Genomic DNA, 15,581 nt, shown 5'->3' on the forward strand with positions numbered 1-15,581 from the left:
GACTGGATGGACGCTGGCCGAGCGGTCCACGCGGACCCCAGCGCACGACGGTTAGGAACAAGGACGTGCCCGGGCCATCGCCGAACCACATTAGCAGCTCTTCCTCACCAAGTGTGGTAGCCGGGTTGCGACACGCTGACCGGGTTGGGCTGGTGAAGAACATCAAACACAAGCGGACCCGGCCCTACAGACCCCAGACCAACGGGAAGATCGAACGCTTCCACCGCACCCTGGCCGATGGCTGGGCCTACGCACGCTGCTACACCTCCGAGGCCGAGCGCCGCGGAGAGCTCGACGGCTGGCTCCACTACTACAACCACCACCGCCCCCACACCGCCTGCGGCAACCAGCCACCCTTCTCACGATTGACGGGCATTGAGGCCAAGTCAACTGCTAGGCAGCCATGAAGATCGCCATGCCGACCAGGAGAAGGACCCCGTAGAAGGGTGCAATCGACCATGAAGCCCACACGCGCCCGCGAGGGATCCAGCAGTGGAGCCGCGCCAAGGTGCGTTCCCATCGGGTAACGGGCTCAGGAGTCGGATCGGAAGCGTGCGCAACATCCAAGGAGAAGAGCGGTACATCGCGAGTTCCATTTGCCACCGCGTCGTAGAGCGCGCGATACGCCTGCTCCTGCCGGAGGTAGTTCGCGTCGAGGAAGCCGAATAGTCCAGCCGCCAATACCCCCAAGAGCGCGACAGTTCCTGCATGTTGAGTCAACGCGTAGCCATATGTCGCAGTCACAATAGGGAGAAGCCACGCCTTGGCATTCGCGGAGGCGGCTGACATCCTGGTGACCACCGCCTGGATGAAGTCGAGGTGCTTGCGCACGTCCTCGGCCTTCGCAGAACCACCTTCGGCGGCCGTCATGAGGGCGGCACCTGTCGACAAGCGATTCGCAGCTTCTCCCATGCAGCGTCCTTCTGCTCCTCGGTGTAGTTCGTTATTGGCGGCCAGATGCGACCAACGGAGTCGTTGCTCCATCGGGGGACGATGTGAACGTGGAGGTGGAACACAGTTTGCGTGGCAGCTCTCCCATTCGACTGGATGACGTTGAGGCCCTCAGGACGCAGCACGTGCTTGACCACTTGAGACAATCGGGTGGTCGCAACGCCTAGGTGCCGCGCGAGCTCGTCGTCGAGACTCCAGATGTCCGAGATATGGTGCCGGGGAACCACCAAGGTGTGCCCCAGTGTGGCAGGCTCCAGCGGGAAGAAGGCAACTACGTGTTCGTCTCGATACACCTCCCGCGCATCCGGATCCTCCCGCTGCACGATCTCGCAGAAGGGACACTCTTGAACGTCGATCATGGCCGCACAACCCCCTGCGCAGACCACCGTTCCAAGTTGTCGACCAACTTGCCGTACGTGGCCTTCGAATCGATGCCACCGGTCCAACTCAGGACGGTCGGATCGAAGACCGGGATGCCAGCAGCGGGATTGAAGGGACTCCGCCCCAGGGAATCCACGCTTCCCATCGAGGACAGTCCGTGGATATGGACGCCAAGAAGGGGTTTCCTGTCGGCCCATGCCTTCTTGATCTCGTACTTGACCCAGGGGCGACTGGCTGTCTCTTGACCGATGAGCACGATCACTGCCTTCTTGTATGCCATCTCCTTCTGGATCCAGTTCTTGATCGCCTGATCGCCCTGACGGCGAACTGATTCCCATCCCTGAGCGTTCAGCAGTGGCTGCCCCTCCAAGGCGTTGATGTTGCGCACCAACTGGACGCGGTGAACGTCGCGGAGATAGTGGAACGAGTAGAAGACGGACTTAGCCATGATTCCCGAGCGCCTTCCTTTCCCTGCGGCCAGAGCGTCCCGGACGAGCCATGCTTATCAGCTCCGTCTGACACTTCGCCCGAACCGTCTTCGAACTGCTGCAAACGCGAAGACTGCCTTGACTGGTTGACAGGCGCAGCGGTGTTCCCGCTCCGGTGGCACTGCTAGAAGACTAGACCTGAGACCCAACGCACCCAAGGCCGCCAGTTTTCGACCAACGTCTTCGGTCAGTACACCTAGAGGTCCTCCAGCTCCGACAGGGCATCGCCCGAGTATTTGGAATGCGCAGAATCATGGGTGTCGTGCAACGCGTTGGCGACGAACTCCGCCCCAGCCTCACGAGTCGCCATGAAATCGCGGAGATCGGACATCTTTAGGCGCTGGTGGCTGCCCACGAGGTGGAAGGGAAGGTCACCGTCCCTCATAAACTTTAGCAGGTGCGGGCGGCTCATTTTCATGAGCTTTGCAGCCTGGTTCGGGGAGAGCTCCGCATCGTCGGCAAGCAAGTTCACGGTGATGCCGTCTTCGTTTGCCTCCGCGACCCGCTGAAGAAGGACACCCAGCGGGGAATCTTGTTCCTTGCGTATGAATTCGCGCAGACGCTCAAGTTCCGCCTCGCCGAGCGAATTCCCCTCCAACTGACCAAGCAGTGCGTTGGACATGGGGTCCTCCTTCCATCGTTCATCTGTAATAACTGTAACTGCGGGCCGGCGGGAAGTGCAACCCCACGGTTATCCACTTCATATGCACCATCCAAGCCGCAAGCAGAATCTGCGCCTACGGTGGGCCGGGTGAAATCAACGAGCAAAACCAACGACGCCGCTACCCACGTCGCGGCGGTGGTGACCGCGCTGGTCGTGCTCGCGTTCACGGTGGGCAAGGCGTTCGTGTCCATCCCAGGGTTGTGGTCGGCGGAGTCGCACCAGGTCAGCCAGATCCGCCTGAACCCGCTGGAGACCTTCGAGTACGCGCGCGTGTGGTGGGGCCCGTGGTTGAACCTGTTCGGCAACATTGCGCTGTTTCTGCCGGTCGGCTTCGTCGCGTACCGGGGGTCGGTGGGGCGGGCGGTACTGTTCGGCCTGGTGTGCAGCCTCGGCATCGAGGTTGCCCAGTACGTGTTCTCGTGGGGCTACAGCGACACTGACGACGTGCTCTGCAACGTCGTGGGTGCGTGGCTGGGGGCGGGGGCGGCCGGAGGGACGTCGAGAGGCAATCGCGCAACGGTGCTGTGGTGCATCGCCGCGGCCGGTGCGGTCGTGCTGGTTGTGTGGGCGGCGCTAGGGTTGAGCGCATGAGTGAGCGCGGATGGTTTACCAGGCGGGTCTTCCCCGACGGCGGGGAGCCCGACCCGCGCTTCACCCTGGCCAACGAGCGCACCTTCCTCGCCTGGACCCGCACCGCGCTGGCGTTTCTCGCGGGCGGGATCGCGCTCGAGGCGTTTGAGCTGCCCGGCATCGAACCCGGCGTGCGCAAGGTCGCGGCCGCTGCGGTCATTCTGATCGCCATGGCCATTTCCGCAGGTGCGGCGGTGCGGTGGGTGCGCATCGAGCGGGCCTTGCGTCACGACGAGCCGCTGCCCGCCCCCGCCATCATCCCCGTCTTGTGCGTGGTGGTGTTCGTCGCGGCGATGGTTGTGGCGGTGAGCCTGCTCGCATGATCGCCGTCGCCGACCCCGGCCTGCAGCCGGAGCGCACCGCCATGAGCTGGACGCGCACCGCGCTGGCCATGCTCGTCTGCGCGGCCACGCTGCTGCGGTGGGCCGGTGCTTACCCGGCGCTGATCGTGGTGGCGTCGGTGGTGCTGGCGGCGGGCGCGCTGGTGATCGTGGCGCTGAACCGGCGCGCGTACCGCTTCGAAGCCTCCGCGCTTGCCGACGAGCGCAGCGCCCCCAACGCCGCCGCCGTGTTTTTGCTGACCGCGATGATGCTCGGCACCGGCGGGCTGGGGCTGTACCTGGTGGTGGGGTGAGGGGCGGGCCGCGCGGTTAGCCGTTACGGAAGCGTTTTGTCTGCTGGTAGTTATTGCGGTGGACGCGCATCATCGCGCGGCCCTGGTCGGAAAGGTGGGAGTGTCCGGGGGAGGTTTCCTCCACGACGTTGAAGGCGTAGAGCCAGGGGATGAGGAAGTCCATTGACTCGGGTGGCGTGGCGCCGCCGTCGCCGATGAACCATTCGATGGTGGCTTCCCAAAGCTCCCACCCCACCAGTGCTTCGAACAGGCGGAGCGAGTGCTCGACGTAGAACCTGTGGGTGGAATCGTCAGCCAGGAACTGTTCGCCCGCCTTGGTGAGGGTGATGACGCCCTTGCGCTTTTTCAGCAGCCCGGATTCCACGAGCACGTCCGAGACCTCGTCGGGGTCCCGTAGCTCGGTGATCGCGACGATCCCGCGCGCAGTCTCAAGCGGCAGGAGTCCCCTTTTCAGCGTGACGCCGTCGGCGAACAGCTCCACGAGCTGCTCGACTACACCGGTGAGGGTGAGCGGGGGCAAATCGTCGAAGGAGCCCGGCACCTCTACCCCGCCCGGCCCGCCAAGCATGTCGCCGAAGAATTCGGTCACGGCGTTGATCATGGTGGGGTTGCGCTCCGGGTGCGGGTCCATGTCGATGATCTGGAGCAGGTCGGGGCGGGACTGGAGGAAGTCGTCGAAGTGCTGGGCCAGGCCGGGGCCGTCGCCGTGCTCGTCGGCGGCGGCGACCTCGTCGAAGAACATCTCCTCGGCGACGTTGCCGATGCGGGTGGCCACGGACACCGGGTCGGCCTGCGTCATGCGGTCGAGCATCCGCTCCGGCGGCATGACGGGCAGGTAGGAGAACATCAGGGTGATGGTCTCTAAGTCCGGCTCGATGCCGGCGGCCAGCAGGCGGGCTTGGTTGCGGAAGGTGGTCATCAGCTCTGGTCCCGAGCAGGCTTCGACGACGTCGGGCCCGGCGGCGTCGATAAGCATGGGCGTAGGCCCCTCGATGTTGGAGGGGCCGAGGACCTCGACGTGGATGTTCCAGTTGGCGGCTGGGTCGTAGACGTAGGTCATGGGCCGCATCTCGGCGACTGTGAGCTCGTTTTCCTGGTGCTCGCCGGGGCCGGGCACGGCAGTAAAGACGGAGCGCTGCGTGCCCTCCTGGCTGACGTAGAGGTGGGTGGCGGCGCCGGTGAAACCGAGGGATGCGTCGATGATCTGGGAGAGTTCGCCGAGCGTCATCGTTTCCTCGACGTTGACGCAGCGGGAAATTTCGGGCGAGGTGCCTTCCACGATCATGAGCACTGAAACGGTCATACCGGCAACCTTACGGCCTAAACCACGAACAGGAAGGCACACACGACGGCAGTCACCGCGCCCGCGGTCAGCGGCACGGCGGTGCGGCGGACCACATCGATCGGGTTGACCTGCAGCGCACCGGCGACGATGAGCACCGCCGCGTTAACCGGGGAGGCCTGGCGCATGGTGTTGGAGGCGGCCCATATGGAGGTGAGCATCTGCGGGGCGGACACGGCGGAATCGGCGGCGATGCCGGGCACCATCTCGGAGAACGCGAAGTAGGGCGCCACGCCGGAGCCGGTGAGCAGCGCCATCGCGGCGGTGGCGAGCACGAACACCAGCACCATCAGCACGGCGGCGCCGGAGGAGGCCTGGGCCAGGTTGGTCAGGGCCTCGATCACGCCCATCTGCGTGATGCCCTCCACCAGGATGGCGGCGGCGACGATCAGGGAGACCACGCCGGCGGCACCCTCGCCCAGGCCCTTGAAGAACTCCTGCAGGGAGTCGGTGGCGTAGTTGACGTCGCGCAGGCGGATGGCCTCGATGATCATGGTCACCATCAGCGAGACCACGGTCACCGGCAGGATGCCGGCCTCGAAGGAAACCACGCCCAGGCGGTTCAGGGCGGCGGAGACGATGATCAACAGCAGCGGCAGAAGCGGCAGGATGGCGTAGAAGCCGGGCAGGCCCTCGGCGCGCTCGACGGCTTCGCGGATGCGGCGCTCGGACTCGCTGTCCTTGGCTGCCTCAAGCTCGGCGTCCGACGCGCCGGCACCGGACTTGACCAGGTCTTTCTTGTCGCAGTGGCGCTGCCACCACATGTGCACAAACGCGATGACCACCAGCGCGGGGATGGTGGCTTTGGCCACGTTGCCGAAGGTGAACTCGGTGACGGTCATGCCGGTCAGCTCCGCGCCCTGGATCAGGCCGGCCTCCAGCGGCGACGGCGCGATGGTGGAGGCGGTGGCCACGATCGCGCCGACGGTCAGCGGCGTCAGCCCCGCGGCGATCAGCGCCGGCATCAGCGTGGCCACGAGCAGCAGCGACAACGCACTGGCAGAAGGCACGACGAAGGACAACAGCGTAGCGACGGCAAACCCGATGGGCACGAGCCAGTAGGAGCCGTGGAAGCGGCGCAGCGGGCTGGACAGCGCCACCACCGTCTTGGCGTCGGCGCCGATGTGGCGCATGTAGCCGACGAAGCCGAACAGCACCATGATCGCCATGCCGGTGCCGGCGAAGCGGGACTTGAACAGGGACTCGATGATCAGCAGCTCGTCGTAGAACGCGTTGCCGGAGGACTCGATGTCCGCGGTGGAGTGGTCAATGCGCCCGGTGGCTGCGGCGATCATCAGCAGCAGCACGCCGACAGCGAAAATGGAGGAGGCCGCGTGGACCTTCTTGGCAATGAAGTAGCCGACGGCAATGACGGCGAGAATGGCAAAGAAAATATAAAGCACGCTGCGATTATGCAGTGCGAAACCACACCCCGCTGGGCGAATGCGTAAGGTGTGGCAAATCTCTCGGCGAAAACCCGCCGCAAACGCTAAGCCGGCTGCCCGCCCAGGATGAGCACGTGAGCGATGTTCTCGGAGCGGTTCTTCAGCCCCAGGGTGCGGTGGCCGGCGTCCAGCATGCCGGCGGAGTGCGGCGGCACCGGGGTGTTGTTCACGGTGATGTCCCCGTCGGGGGCGACCACGGCGTACTCGAACTCCTCGTAGACCGTGACCGCCAGTTCGGTCTCCGGCGCGATGGTCAGCTGCGCTGCCACGCAGGGCTCGTCGGTTTCCACCGCACCGGTGCGGCCGAACATGCGCCCGGCGAAGACGAAGGCCTCGCCCGCGGATTCGGTGGTCACGCTGCGCAGGCCAAACGCGTCCGGTTGGGCGCGCTGGATCTTGTCGGGGACCGCTTCAGCGTCGATAAGCACCTGCACCTGCGCGCGCTCGAGCACGCCGCCGAGGCGCGCGGTGCCGTCGTGCCGCCATGCGAAGGATTTGCAGCCTGCGGGGGTGTCGTCGGGGCCGCCGAGGCCCCTGAGGAATGCGACCCCGCGCCAGGGGCCCGCGTTCAGCTCAATGAATGACATGGTGGCAAGCTTATATGATCCGGCGCTGCCGGGCTTCCTCCACAGCGGCGGTGCGGTTGTCCACCCCGAGTTTGGAATAAATGTGGATCAGGTGCGTCTTCACGGTCGCCTGCGAGATGAACAGTTGCTGGGCGATTTCCTTGTTGGAGGCGCCGGTCTGCACCGCGCGCAGCAGCTCAATCTCGCGCGCGGACAGCGCCTCGGCCGGGTTGACCAGCCGGTCCGCCAGCACGTTGGCCACCTGCGGGGAGAGCACCCTTTTGCCTTGCGACGCGCTCCGCACCGCTTCGTACAGCTCATCTTCCGGCGCGTCCTTGAGCAGGTAGCCCATGGCGCCTGCCTCCACCGCGGCGACCACGTCCGCCTGGGTGTCGTAGGTGGTCAGGATCAACACCGGCGGCCCGCCGGCGGCGACCAGGCGGCGCGTCAGCGCGATGCCGTCCGCGCCGGGCATCTGGATGTCGGAGACCACCACGTCCACCCCGTCGGGCACCTCGGCGTTGCCGTCGGCGGCCTCGGCGACGACTTCCACGCCGTCGAAGGAATTGAGGACGGCGCGCAGGCCGGCGCGGACGACCGGATGGTCGTCGATAAGCATGACGTTCAGCGTCATTTCTCCTCCACAGGCAGGGTTGCGGCGAGGACGTTGCCCTCCACCGTAAGCTCGCCGCCGACCTCCTCGACGCGGGCGCGCAGGCCTTTCAGGCCGTAGCCCTCGGGGCCGGTGATGCCGCGGCCGTTGTCGAAGACGTCGATGGTTGCGGTCGCACCAAGCCTATCGACGGTCACCACCGCCGACGAGGCACCCGCGTGGCGCACGATGTTGCTCAGGCCCTCCCGCACAACGCGCTCCGCCACCGACGCGCACGGTTCCGGCAGGTCAACGGCCTGGACGCGGACCCCGAGCTGCTCGCCGAGCGCGCGCTGGCGGTCCTGGGCGTGACGCGCCAGGCGCTCAAGGCGCACCGGCAGCGTCTCGCGCTTCGGGGCCTGCGGCTGCGCGGAGTTCTCCGCGACGAAACGACGCGCCTCCGCCAGGTTGTCGGAGGCGGTGGAGCGGATCACGCCCAGCGTCTCGCGCGCCGGGTCGCCCTCGCCGAGCTGCTTGTCCATCGCCCGGCCCAGCAGCACGATGGAGCTCAAGCCCTGCGCCATGGTGTCGTGCACCTCGCGCGCCAGACGCGCCCGCTCCTCCGCCACGCCCGCCGCGTGCTCGGCCTTCGCGGCCTCGCGCTGGGCGGCCTTGAGGTCCTCGGCCATTTGCCGGTAGTGGTCCGCCTCCGCGCGAAGTGCCTGGTAGGCGTGCACGATGATCACCGCCAGCACGGTGCCGATGGTGGGGCCGATGACCGCGCCGGGCCCGCCGCCGGGGGCGGTGGCGGAAAGCGCCACGGCCAGAAACGCCGCGGCGGCCGCGAGCTCCCACCACGCGGGCAGCAGCACGCAGGACAGCATCACCAGCGGGAACTCCAGCCACACGAACTCCTCGGACATCTGCACCAGTCCCACCCACAGCGCCGCCACTACCGCCAGCCAGGCGTAGGGCGCCCACGCCGGGTAGTCCTTGCCGTGGAAGTGCCAGACGGTGCCGGCCATGTACACGCAGGCGAACGCCAGGGGCAGGGCGAGGGCGGTCACGGGGGCGTCGCTACGCAATTGCCCCACGAGCCCCACCGCTAGCAGCACGGCCACGAGCACGTGCAGGCTCACGCGCAGAAAATCGAGCAGGCGGGTGGTGGACAACATGCGTCTGAGCGTAGATCAACCGATCGGTTGAGCGGGATTTCAACCGCCAGCGCGATGTATCAAGGTGCAGGTCAACGGCAGGATTTACACCATGTTCGTAGGAATCAGAGAAATCACGTCAGCCAAGGGGCGCTTCGGGCTGATCGCAGGCACCGTGGCGCTGATTACGCTGCTGGTGGTCGTGCTCACTGGCCTGACCGCCGGCTTGGGCAAGCAGAACACGTCCGCGCTGGAGGCGCTGGACCCGAAGTCTGTGGTCTTCCAGGACCCGGAGGACATCTCGTTCACCACCTCCCGCGTCGAGGCGCGCGACGGGCTCACCCCGCTCGGCGCCAGCCAGATGCTCATGACCAAGGGCAACGGCGAGGACGCGGCCGTGGCCATCCTGTCGCTGCCTAAGGGCACCGAACTTCCAGGGGGCCAGACGCTTTCCGACGAAGCCGTGGCCGCACCCTCCCTCGACGTCGGCGAGGGCGAGACCGTGACCGTCGCCGGCAACGAGATCACCGTCGGCGCGATCGGCGAGGACCTCGCGTTCTCCCACTCCCCCGTCCTGTGGGTGCCCACCGGCTTCTGGCAGGCGGCCATGCACACCGACGCCGACGGCTCAGTTCTGCTGGCAGACCACGAGGTCGACGGCGGGGTGGGCCTGAAGGAGGCCTTCGACGGCCTGCCGGCCTACTCCTCGGAGCAGGGCTCGCTGAAGCTCATCCAGGGCTTCCTCTATGCCATCGCCGCGCTGGTGATCATCGCCTTCCTCACCGTGTGGACGATGCAGCGCACCCGCGACCTGGCCATCCTGAAGGCCATCGGCGCGTCCAACACGTACCTGCTCAAGGACGCCCTCGGCCAGGCCGCGGTGATTTTGGGGCTCGGCGCGCTCATCGGCGGCGTCGCCGCCTTCGGCCTGGGCCTGCTCATGCAGGGCGGCGCGCCGTTCTCGCTGACCGCGCTCACGGCGGTCGCTCCCCCGGTGGCCATCTGGGCCCTGGGCATGGTCGGCGCCCTGATCGCCACCCGTTCCATCACGAAAGTTAACCCTCAGGCGGCTCTTGGAGGTGTCGCATAATGCTCGAACTCAACGATGTCACCGTCGCATTCAAGGACGGCCAGGAAATGCGCACCGTGCTGGACCACCTGGAGTTCACCGCCAAGCCCGGCGAGATGACCTTCATCGTGGGCGAGTCCGGCTCCGGCAAGTCCACCCTGCTCTCCGTGGCGGCCGGCCTGATTCAGCCGGACTCCGGCACCGCGAAGCTCAACGGCCAGATCGTGGACAACGACGTGCGCCGCGACAAGATCGGCATGATCTTCCAGCAGGCAAACCTCATCGCCGCGCTGAACGTGCGGGACCAGCTGCTGGTCACCGACCATATTCGGGGGCTTCGTCCCCGGAAGGAGAGGGCGGAGGAGCTTTTGGCCACCGTCGGCCTTGAGGGTCTGGGCGACCGCCGCATCGGCGAGATGTCCGGCGGCCAGCGCCAGCGCGTGGGCATCGCGCGTGCGCTCATGGGCGAGCCAGCGCTCCTGCTTGCGGACGAGCCCACCGCCGCCCTCGACGCCGACCGCTCCCAGGAGATCGTGGCACTGTTGCGCCAGCTCACCACGGAACGTGGCATCGCCTGCGGCTTTGTCACCCACGACCGGTCGCTGATCGAGAGCAGCGACGAAGTCTTCGAACTCGGCGTCAACGCCCCCGCCTACGTCTAAACTGGCGCGGGTGTTCTACTGCGCCCCCGGCCCCGCCCCGCTCGACCCCGCACTGCTGGCCAGGGAGATCGAGCGCAGGGCGGGGCTTTCGTCGTCCGGGCCCCAGGTGCGCACTCTTCCGCAGGTGCCTGACGACGCCCTCGTGGCCGGCGATGGCTACTGGCTGGCGGGGCGGAGCGCCGTCGATAAGCTTCGCGCTTTGGACCGCAACATGGTCGCGTACGCGGTGGGCGAGGCGTTCATTGTGACCTCGCTGCAGGAAATCGGCGCGACCATGCTGCGCGGCCGCGACCTCGTGCGCGTGCCACACGGCATTTTCCGCGTCCCCGAGTGGGGCCAACGCACGTATGTCGCCGGCGAGACCGCGACGTTTTTCCGCGACTACCTGGAGTTGGAGGCAGCCGGGCGGTTCGTGGAACCCGCGCGCTACCGCAGGAGGGACCGCGAACGGGTGGCCATGACGGTAAACGCCAAAGCGCCGAGCACCGCCGTGGACAGCAACGTGCCGCCCAAGTAGCCCAGGTCCACCGTGGCGGCGCCCAGCGCGGAGCCGGAAGCGATGCCCACCTGGAACGTGACCACGTACACCGAGCTGGCCAAATCCTGGTTGCGCTGGCCGGCGAACAGGAAAATCGTCGTGGCTACCGTGGGCAGCGCGCCCGCGGCGATGCCGAAGACCACGATCACCGCGAACATGCCCGCGCCCGTGTTGTAGTGCAGCGCGAGCAGGCCCGCGACGCCGGAGGCCACCAGCGTGGCCGTGGCAATGCCGTTGAGGCGGATCATGCGCGCGTCCACCAGGCGGCCCGACAGGGTCACGCCGACCAGGCCCGCGATGCCGTAGATGGCCACACCGTAGGGCACGAAGCGGTGGCCTGCGGTGGCCTCGATGAGCAGGGCCAGGTACGTGAAGGTGACAAAGATCGCCATCACGGCCAGCACCAGGTAGATGACCAGAGACGGGATGGCCGACTTCGTCGCCTGCGCGTCGGCCTGCTGCGCCGGCGGCTTCGCGGGCAGGCTGGGCAGGGAAATCACCAGCATGACCAGGGCACCCACCACCGCAGCGCCGAGCACCCAAGTGGAGGCGCGCCAGCCGATCGCCGAGCCCATCGCCGTGGTCAGCGGCGAGCCGACCACCATCGACAGGGTGGACCCGAACGACACCGCAGCCACCGCCTTGCCCATCTGCCCCGGCGGCGCAATACGCGCGGCGACCGGGTTGACCAGCGACCAGAACAACCCGTGGGTAAACGCCGCCGTCACACGCCCCGCCACCAGCGTGGCGTAGCTCGTGGCCGTGGCCTGCAGGACAATGCCGCCCAGCAGGAAAACCAGGGTGGCGATGAGCAGGTAGCGCCTGTTCACCTTCCGCGTGACGTGCATCAGCGGAATGGTCACTACCGCGACCAGACCGGCGTAGACGCTCATGAGCAGGCCAATCTGGCCCTCAGAGACGTTCAGGTCCCGCGCCATCGGAGAAATCAGGCCGATGGCGAACATCTCGAACGTGACGTACACGAAAGCAGCGAAGCTCATCGCCGTCAGCGGGACGACGGGGAACTTCGCTGCTTGCTGCGGAGATTGCTGCGTGTTTCGCACCGAGCCAAGATACGGCTACTGGTCAGACAGCGCAAACGCTGCGCCTGCGGCGCCAAGGGCCACCAGGATCGCCACGATCACACCGATGATCGTACCCGTGCTCGCGGAAGAGCCGCCGGACGCGGCTTCCATGGTCTGCTCAGTCCTGTGGGTGGTCTGGGATACGGTCAGGCTGGTCAAAGTGTCGGTGGTCACCGAAGTGGTGACGTTGCCGTTGGTGACCGTGTGAGTCACTGTGTCCCTGCTCTTGCCTTCCTGCCCACTCGGAACCGCGTTGGTGCTTGTCGTCGGCGTGGTGGTCGGGGCGTCCGGGTTCGGGCCGTCGGTAGGCAGCAGTGCGTTGCCGCCACCTTTGGCACAAGTCTGACGAGCCTCCTCGAACGCCACCATCAACCTTGCCACACGACGAGCCTGCTTCACGTCCGGCAGCTGCTCATACGCATCAACCCACGCCTCGACCTGGTCCTTCGGCATGGCCGGGTAATCGCGAGACTGCTGCTCAACCAGCCCCTCGCGGTCCGGGATCAACGCGAACTCCGCGAAGCCGTCGCGAGCCGGCACAGTGATCTCGCCGTTGCTCACAGCGGTATCAATGATGTTCCAGTACTTGGTCATGTCGAACGCCTGGTGGTCGCTGACCGCCGCCGAATTCCACACCTGCGTGAAGTACGCGCGGGAAGAATCGATGTCCGCCCCAGTGTCCTCAGCGACTCGCTGAGCCCAGTTCTCGATGTTGGCCTCAAGGTTGCTGTTGAAGTAGGTCACGTACGAGCCGGTGAACAACTCCAAAAACGGTGCGACGGTGTCCGGAGCAGCCGGGTACAACTGCTCAAACGCGGACGCCCAGCGGGCCCGCTCATCAGATGCGCCGACGCCGACACTGCGGTCGAGCGAATCAATGTACTTACGTTCAGCGTCATTCACCTTCAGCGAGCACACGCCATCGCTGGGTTCGCCCACGGTAGCTGCACCGGCGGAAGGCACGACAAACGCGGCCGCTGCAGTTGCGACTGCGCATGTGAGCGCTGCTATCCTCCGATTTTTTAACATACCGATAGCGTAGCGCAGAGGAACAACATTTCAGTATCCGAGAGAGGGGTGACGTGGCTCTCTTAAACGGCTCGACCCGTTTAAATTCGGGGAAAGTGCAGGTTACCGGAACGTTAACTCAACTTTCTAAGCAAAATAAAAGGTAAGTTTTGGGGTTTGATACGCCCTTTAAGGGGCATTTGCGCTTGTCAGTGGGTAAGTTACACGCTTGTAATTCAAAGGTATCGACGTTTTTTATGCGTCTGGGGTGGCTGTCGGGGGGGGGGGGCGTTCTCTTTTGCGGTTTCTGCTGTTTGCGGTAGCTGGTCGGGTCAAGGGGGCGGCAGCCGGGGGCCCGGCTACTGTGGGGGCCGAGGTCCAGTCGGCTGTTCCCAGCTACAAGGTTCCAGCTATTCGGCATAAAAGGGGATGCGGACAAATTTTTGGAGTGCGTTTGGGGGACTTTGTCTCGTTGTTATGCACTCAGTGCTTGTCGGTGTTCGGCGATGGTGGTGTAGCCGTCGCCGAGTGTCGACTTCAATCGTCTGTGGATGTAGAAGTCGATGTAGGTGTCAATATAGTCGCGCATCTGCGCCACCGTCATCGTTGACACCACAGGCCTGCCTTTGAGCAGTTCTTGTTTCATCGTGCCGAAGAAGCCTTCGGTGCGCGCGTTGTCGCCGCTGGTGGCCTTGCGTGACAGTGACGGGATGTAGCGCCACCGGTTGCCGCACCATGTATCGGCCTCGCAGTCGGGGCAATCCAAGATGTTGTGGGTGTGGTCGGTAATCAGACTGACCCAGCGTTCACTGCGGTAGAGCCCACCACGATCGGAATGGATAATCGGTTGCGCACCGTCTGGTTTGACCTCGTCGATTCGCGCGATCATTTCAGCGACCAGGTCGTGATTCGGCGACGTCGACATGGTGACCGCAATCGGCATCCCGTCGTAGAAATCGATCGCTGCCGACAGGAACAATTTGCCGTCTGGGCAGTGGATTTCGGTGACGTCGGTGCCGATTTTCTCCCACGGGGCATCTGCGTGGAAATCGTGGGTAAGCCCCTGAGTGTCGGCGTGGTCGATGAAATACTGCGACGGTGCAACAACCGGCCGGGCCACATCCGAATCCGCATCCCCGTCGCTGCTGTCGGGTGGGGTGATCAGCAGCAGGCTTGCTGGTTTGTGGTCGGTTTCACCGGTGTAGGAGGAGTACTTGCCCGACGCCTTCGCCGGTGGGCGGCACCCAAGCTCTTTCATGAGGGTGCGCACGATCTTTTCCGACACTGTATGCCCCATGATCTTTAACCAGGCGTGGATGCGCCGGTAGCCGTAGCTTTGCCCGGATTCGGCGGCTGCCTGCAAGATCAGCGGTTTGAGTGCAGCGTGGCGCTGTTCGCGCTGTTGCACTACCTGCGTGTGTTTGTGTCGGTGGTAGTAAAACGTCGACTGCGCAATCCCAACGACCGCGCATGCTCGAGCGATGGAAAACTCGTGGGCGTCCGTGAGGGCAACCACCACTGCGGCTTTCGCCGCGGTGGACAGCTCACCGTCACGGACGTCGTCTTTTCCCCGCGACTCACCGTCGCGGACGTTGTCTTTTCCCCGTGGCTCACCATCGCTCATGAGCACGTGGATAATGGCGTCTTTGACCGTTTCCCGGTCGCGCATCTCAACAACGAGTTTTTTCAGCTCGTCCATGTCACTGGGTAAATCAGCGATATCGTCTATCGGCCCAGGCCCTGGCAGCCACTCGTTGACTGGCCGGGGTGGTTTCTTCGCATTGGCTGCCTCATCGACTCGCTGCTGCTGATGGTTGCGTTGGACTTTGCGGTGTTTGCTCACGCGTTCCATTGTCGCCGCATAGGCCTCGTCGAAAGTCATCGACGCTGCCGAATCGCGTTCGTCATCGTCGGGCCAAAACCGCTTCGTCCAGGTCAGTGCCGCGGTGTCGTGGACATCGAACTCCACGGCAATGTCACGCACTGTCGCCTGCGAGGTCAACCTGCGTGCGACAACTTTTGCGATGGTCTCAGCGTCGTAGGCGCGTCGCGTGCCATCAAACAACTGGCCGCGACGTCTGGCTGCAACCCAGTTGCCGACCGTGGCCACCGACGGTCGGCGACCACATACGTCTTCAGCCCAGTCGCAGACCGCACGGGCAGACGACCCAGCCAAAAACCTCTCAACCGCACCATCGCGGATATCAGATGGAAACCCTGCGGGCATCGGAATACCTTCCAGCCCCCAACACTCCAACTTTTTGTCCGCGCTCCCAAAACGACGATTGTCGAGGTCCTGATAGCTGGATCCGCGGCTATGGGGCGGGCGGTCACAGCATCTGTGCGGTGCTTTTGCTCGAGCTTGCGGACTC

At 65.2% G+C, this 15,581-nt stretch carries 18 protein-coding genes and 1 pseudogene; 7 read left to right on the top strand and 12 right to left on the bottom strand.

The genetic code is table 11. The annotated features are described in order from the left end of the window. Positions 1–158 precede the first annotated feature (158 nt). A pseudogene (locus ACF3NP_RS10695) lies at positions 159–407 on the top strand (integrase core domain-containing protein); the annotation flags it as partial. Here ACF3NP_RS10695 and ACF3NP_RS10700 read toward each other — a convergent pair. The 4 genes from ACF3NP_RS10700 to ACF3NP_RS10715 all read right to left on the bottom strand — a co-directional run bounded on the left by ACF3NP_RS10700 (position 394) and on the right by ACF3NP_RS10715 (position 2,442). Then, on the bottom strand, positions 394–870 hold the full coding sequence (locus ACF3NP_RS10700) for a hypothetical protein (RefSeq protein ID WP_202032106.1): 477 nt from the start codon (positions 868–870) through the stop codon (positions 394–396). The pseudogene ACF3NP_RS10695 and the gene ACF3NP_RS10700 overlap by 14 nt on opposite strands. Then, positions 867–1,310: an HIT family protein gene (locus ACF3NP_RS10705; protein ID WP_141741251.1), complete on the bottom strand. Its 444-nt coding sequence runs from the start codon at positions 1,308–1,310 to the stop codon at positions 867–869. Before ACF3NP_RS10705 ends, ACF3NP_RS10700 begins: the two co-directional genes overlap by 4 nt. Then, entirely contained in the window at positions 1,307–1,780 is a 474-nt protein-coding gene (locus tag ACF3NP_RS10710; RefSeq protein WP_181889333.1) for a TIR domain-containing protein, read from the bottom strand. Before ACF3NP_RS10710 ends, ACF3NP_RS10705 begins: the two co-directional genes overlap by 4 nt. 236 nt (positions 1,781–2,016) lie before the next feature. Next, the gene (locus ACF3NP_RS10715; RefSeq protein ID WP_070472254.1) at positions 2,017–2,442 is read right to left on the bottom strand and encodes an excisionase family DNA-binding protein; all 426 of its coding nucleotides are present in this window, start codon (positions 2,440–2,442) and stop codon (positions 2,017–2,019) included. Between the two features lie 129 nt (positions 2,443–2,571). Between ACF3NP_RS10715 and ACF3NP_RS10720 the strand changes: the two genes are divergently transcribed. The 3 genes from ACF3NP_RS10720 to ACF3NP_RS10730 are packed head-to-tail and all read left to right on the top strand — an operon-like array spanning position 2,572 to position 3,748. Then, entirely contained in the window at positions 2,572–3,075 is a 504-nt protein-coding gene (locus ACF3NP_RS10720) for a VanZ family protein (RefSeq protein ID WP_181889332.1), read from the top strand. Further along, the gene (locus ACF3NP_RS10725) at positions 3,072–3,437 is read left to right on the top strand and encodes a YidH family protein (protein ID WP_181889331.1); all 366 of its coding nucleotides are present in this window, start codon (positions 3,072–3,074) and stop codon (positions 3,435–3,437) included. The genes ACF3NP_RS10720 and ACF3NP_RS10725 overlap by 4 nt, the downstream gene beginning before the upstream one ends. Then, complete coding sequence (locus ACF3NP_RS10730; RefSeq protein ID WP_181889330.1) at positions 3,434–3,748, top strand: DUF202 domain-containing protein; 315 nt, start codon at positions 3,434–3,436, stop codon at positions 3,746–3,748. The genes ACF3NP_RS10725 and ACF3NP_RS10730 overlap by 4 nt, the downstream gene beginning before the upstream one ends. Positions 3,749–3,764: 16 nt before the next feature. On the opposite strand, the gene ACF3NP_RS10735 is transcribed toward ACF3NP_RS10730, so the two are convergent. The 5 genes from ACF3NP_RS10735 to ACF3NP_RS10755 form a co-directional block, all read right to left on the bottom strand. Continuing rightward, positions 3,765–5,051 carry an IS1096 element passenger TnpR family protein gene (locus ACF3NP_RS10735; RefSeq protein ID WP_181889329.1) on the bottom strand — a complete coding sequence of 429 codons (1,287 nt, stop codon included), beginning with the start codon at positions 5,049–5,051 and terminating at the stop codon, positions 3,765–3,767. Positions 5,052–5,068: 17 nt separating this feature from the next. After that, a complete protein-coding gene (gene dcuC / locus ACF3NP_RS10740) occupies positions 5,069–6,493 on the bottom strand; it encodes a C4-dicarboxylate transporter DcuC (protein ID WP_181889328.1) in 1,425 nt (474 codons plus the stop codon). An 86-nt stretch (positions 6,494–6,579) separates the two neighbouring features. Continuing rightward, positions 6,580–7,122, bottom strand: a complete 543-nt coding sequence (locus ACF3NP_RS10745) for a pirin-like C-terminal cupin domain-containing protein (protein WP_181889327.1) — start codon at positions 7,120–7,122, stop codon at positions 6,580–6,582. 10 nt (positions 7,123–7,132) lie between these two features. Next, complete coding sequence (locus ACF3NP_RS10750) at positions 7,133–7,735, bottom strand: response regulator (protein WP_269952716.1); 603 nt, start codon at positions 7,733–7,735, stop codon at positions 7,133–7,135. Continuing rightward, positions 7,732–8,868 (bottom strand): sensor histidine kinase, encoded by a 1,137-nt coding sequence (locus ACF3NP_RS10755; RefSeq protein ID WP_392398679.1) that lies wholly within the window; start codon positions 8,866–8,868, stop codon positions 7,732–7,734. Before ACF3NP_RS10755 ends, ACF3NP_RS10750 begins: the two co-directional genes overlap by 4 nt. 91 nt (positions 8,869–8,959) lie before the next feature. Here ACF3NP_RS10755 and ACF3NP_RS10760 point away from each other — a divergent pair, with 91 nt between their 5' ends. From ACF3NP_RS10760 to ACF3NP_RS10770, 3 genes are read left to right on the top strand one after another with little or no spacing between them, the layout of a single operon-like run. After that, on the top strand, positions 8,960–9,937 hold the full coding sequence (locus ACF3NP_RS10760) for an ABC transporter permease (RefSeq protein WP_181889324.1): 978 nt from the start codon (positions 8,960–8,962) through the stop codon (positions 9,935–9,937). After that, the gene (locus ACF3NP_RS10765) at positions 9,937–10,578 is read left to right on the top strand and encodes an ABC transporter ATP-binding protein (protein ID WP_311390362.1); all 642 of its coding nucleotides are present in this window, start codon (positions 9,937–9,939) and stop codon (positions 10,576–10,578) included. The genes ACF3NP_RS10760 and ACF3NP_RS10765 overlap by 1 nt, the downstream gene beginning before the upstream one ends. Positions 10,579–10,588: 10 nt before the next feature. Then, a complete protein-coding gene (locus ACF3NP_RS10770; RefSeq protein ID WP_392398680.1) occupies positions 10,589–11,095 on the top strand; it encodes a hypothetical protein in 507 nt (168 codons plus the stop codon). On the opposite strand, the gene ACF3NP_RS10775 is transcribed toward ACF3NP_RS10770, so the two are convergent. The 3 genes from ACF3NP_RS10775 to ACF3NP_RS10785 form a co-directional block, all read right to left on the bottom strand. Further along, positions 11,005–12,117 carry an MFS transporter gene (locus tag ACF3NP_RS10775; protein WP_375713424.1) on the bottom strand — a complete coding sequence of 371 codons (1,113 nt, stop codon included), beginning with the start codon at positions 12,115–12,117 and terminating at the stop codon, positions 11,005–11,007. The two genes, ACF3NP_RS10770 and ACF3NP_RS10775, sit on opposite strands and share 91 nt — an antisense overlap. Positions 12,118–12,195: 78 nt before the next feature. Next, positions 12,196–13,140: a hypothetical protein gene (locus tag ACF3NP_RS10780; RefSeq protein WP_181889321.1), complete on the bottom strand. Its 945-nt coding sequence runs from the start codon at positions 13,138–13,140 to the stop codon at positions 12,196–12,198. A gap of 544 nt (positions 13,141–13,684) precedes the next feature. After that, the gene (locus ACF3NP_RS10785) at positions 13,685–15,319 is read right to left on the bottom strand and encodes an IS3 family transposase (RefSeq protein WP_392398681.1); all 1,635 of its coding nucleotides are present in this window, start codon (positions 15,317–15,319) and stop codon (positions 13,685–13,687) included. Between the last annotated feature and the right edge of the window lie 262 nt (positions 15,320–15,581).

Source organism: Corynebacterium lehmanniae (assembly GCF_043161975.1).
GTDB classification, from domain to species: Bacteria; Actinomycetota; Actinomycetes; order Mycobacteriales; family Mycobacteriaceae; genus Corynebacterium; species Corynebacterium lehmanniae.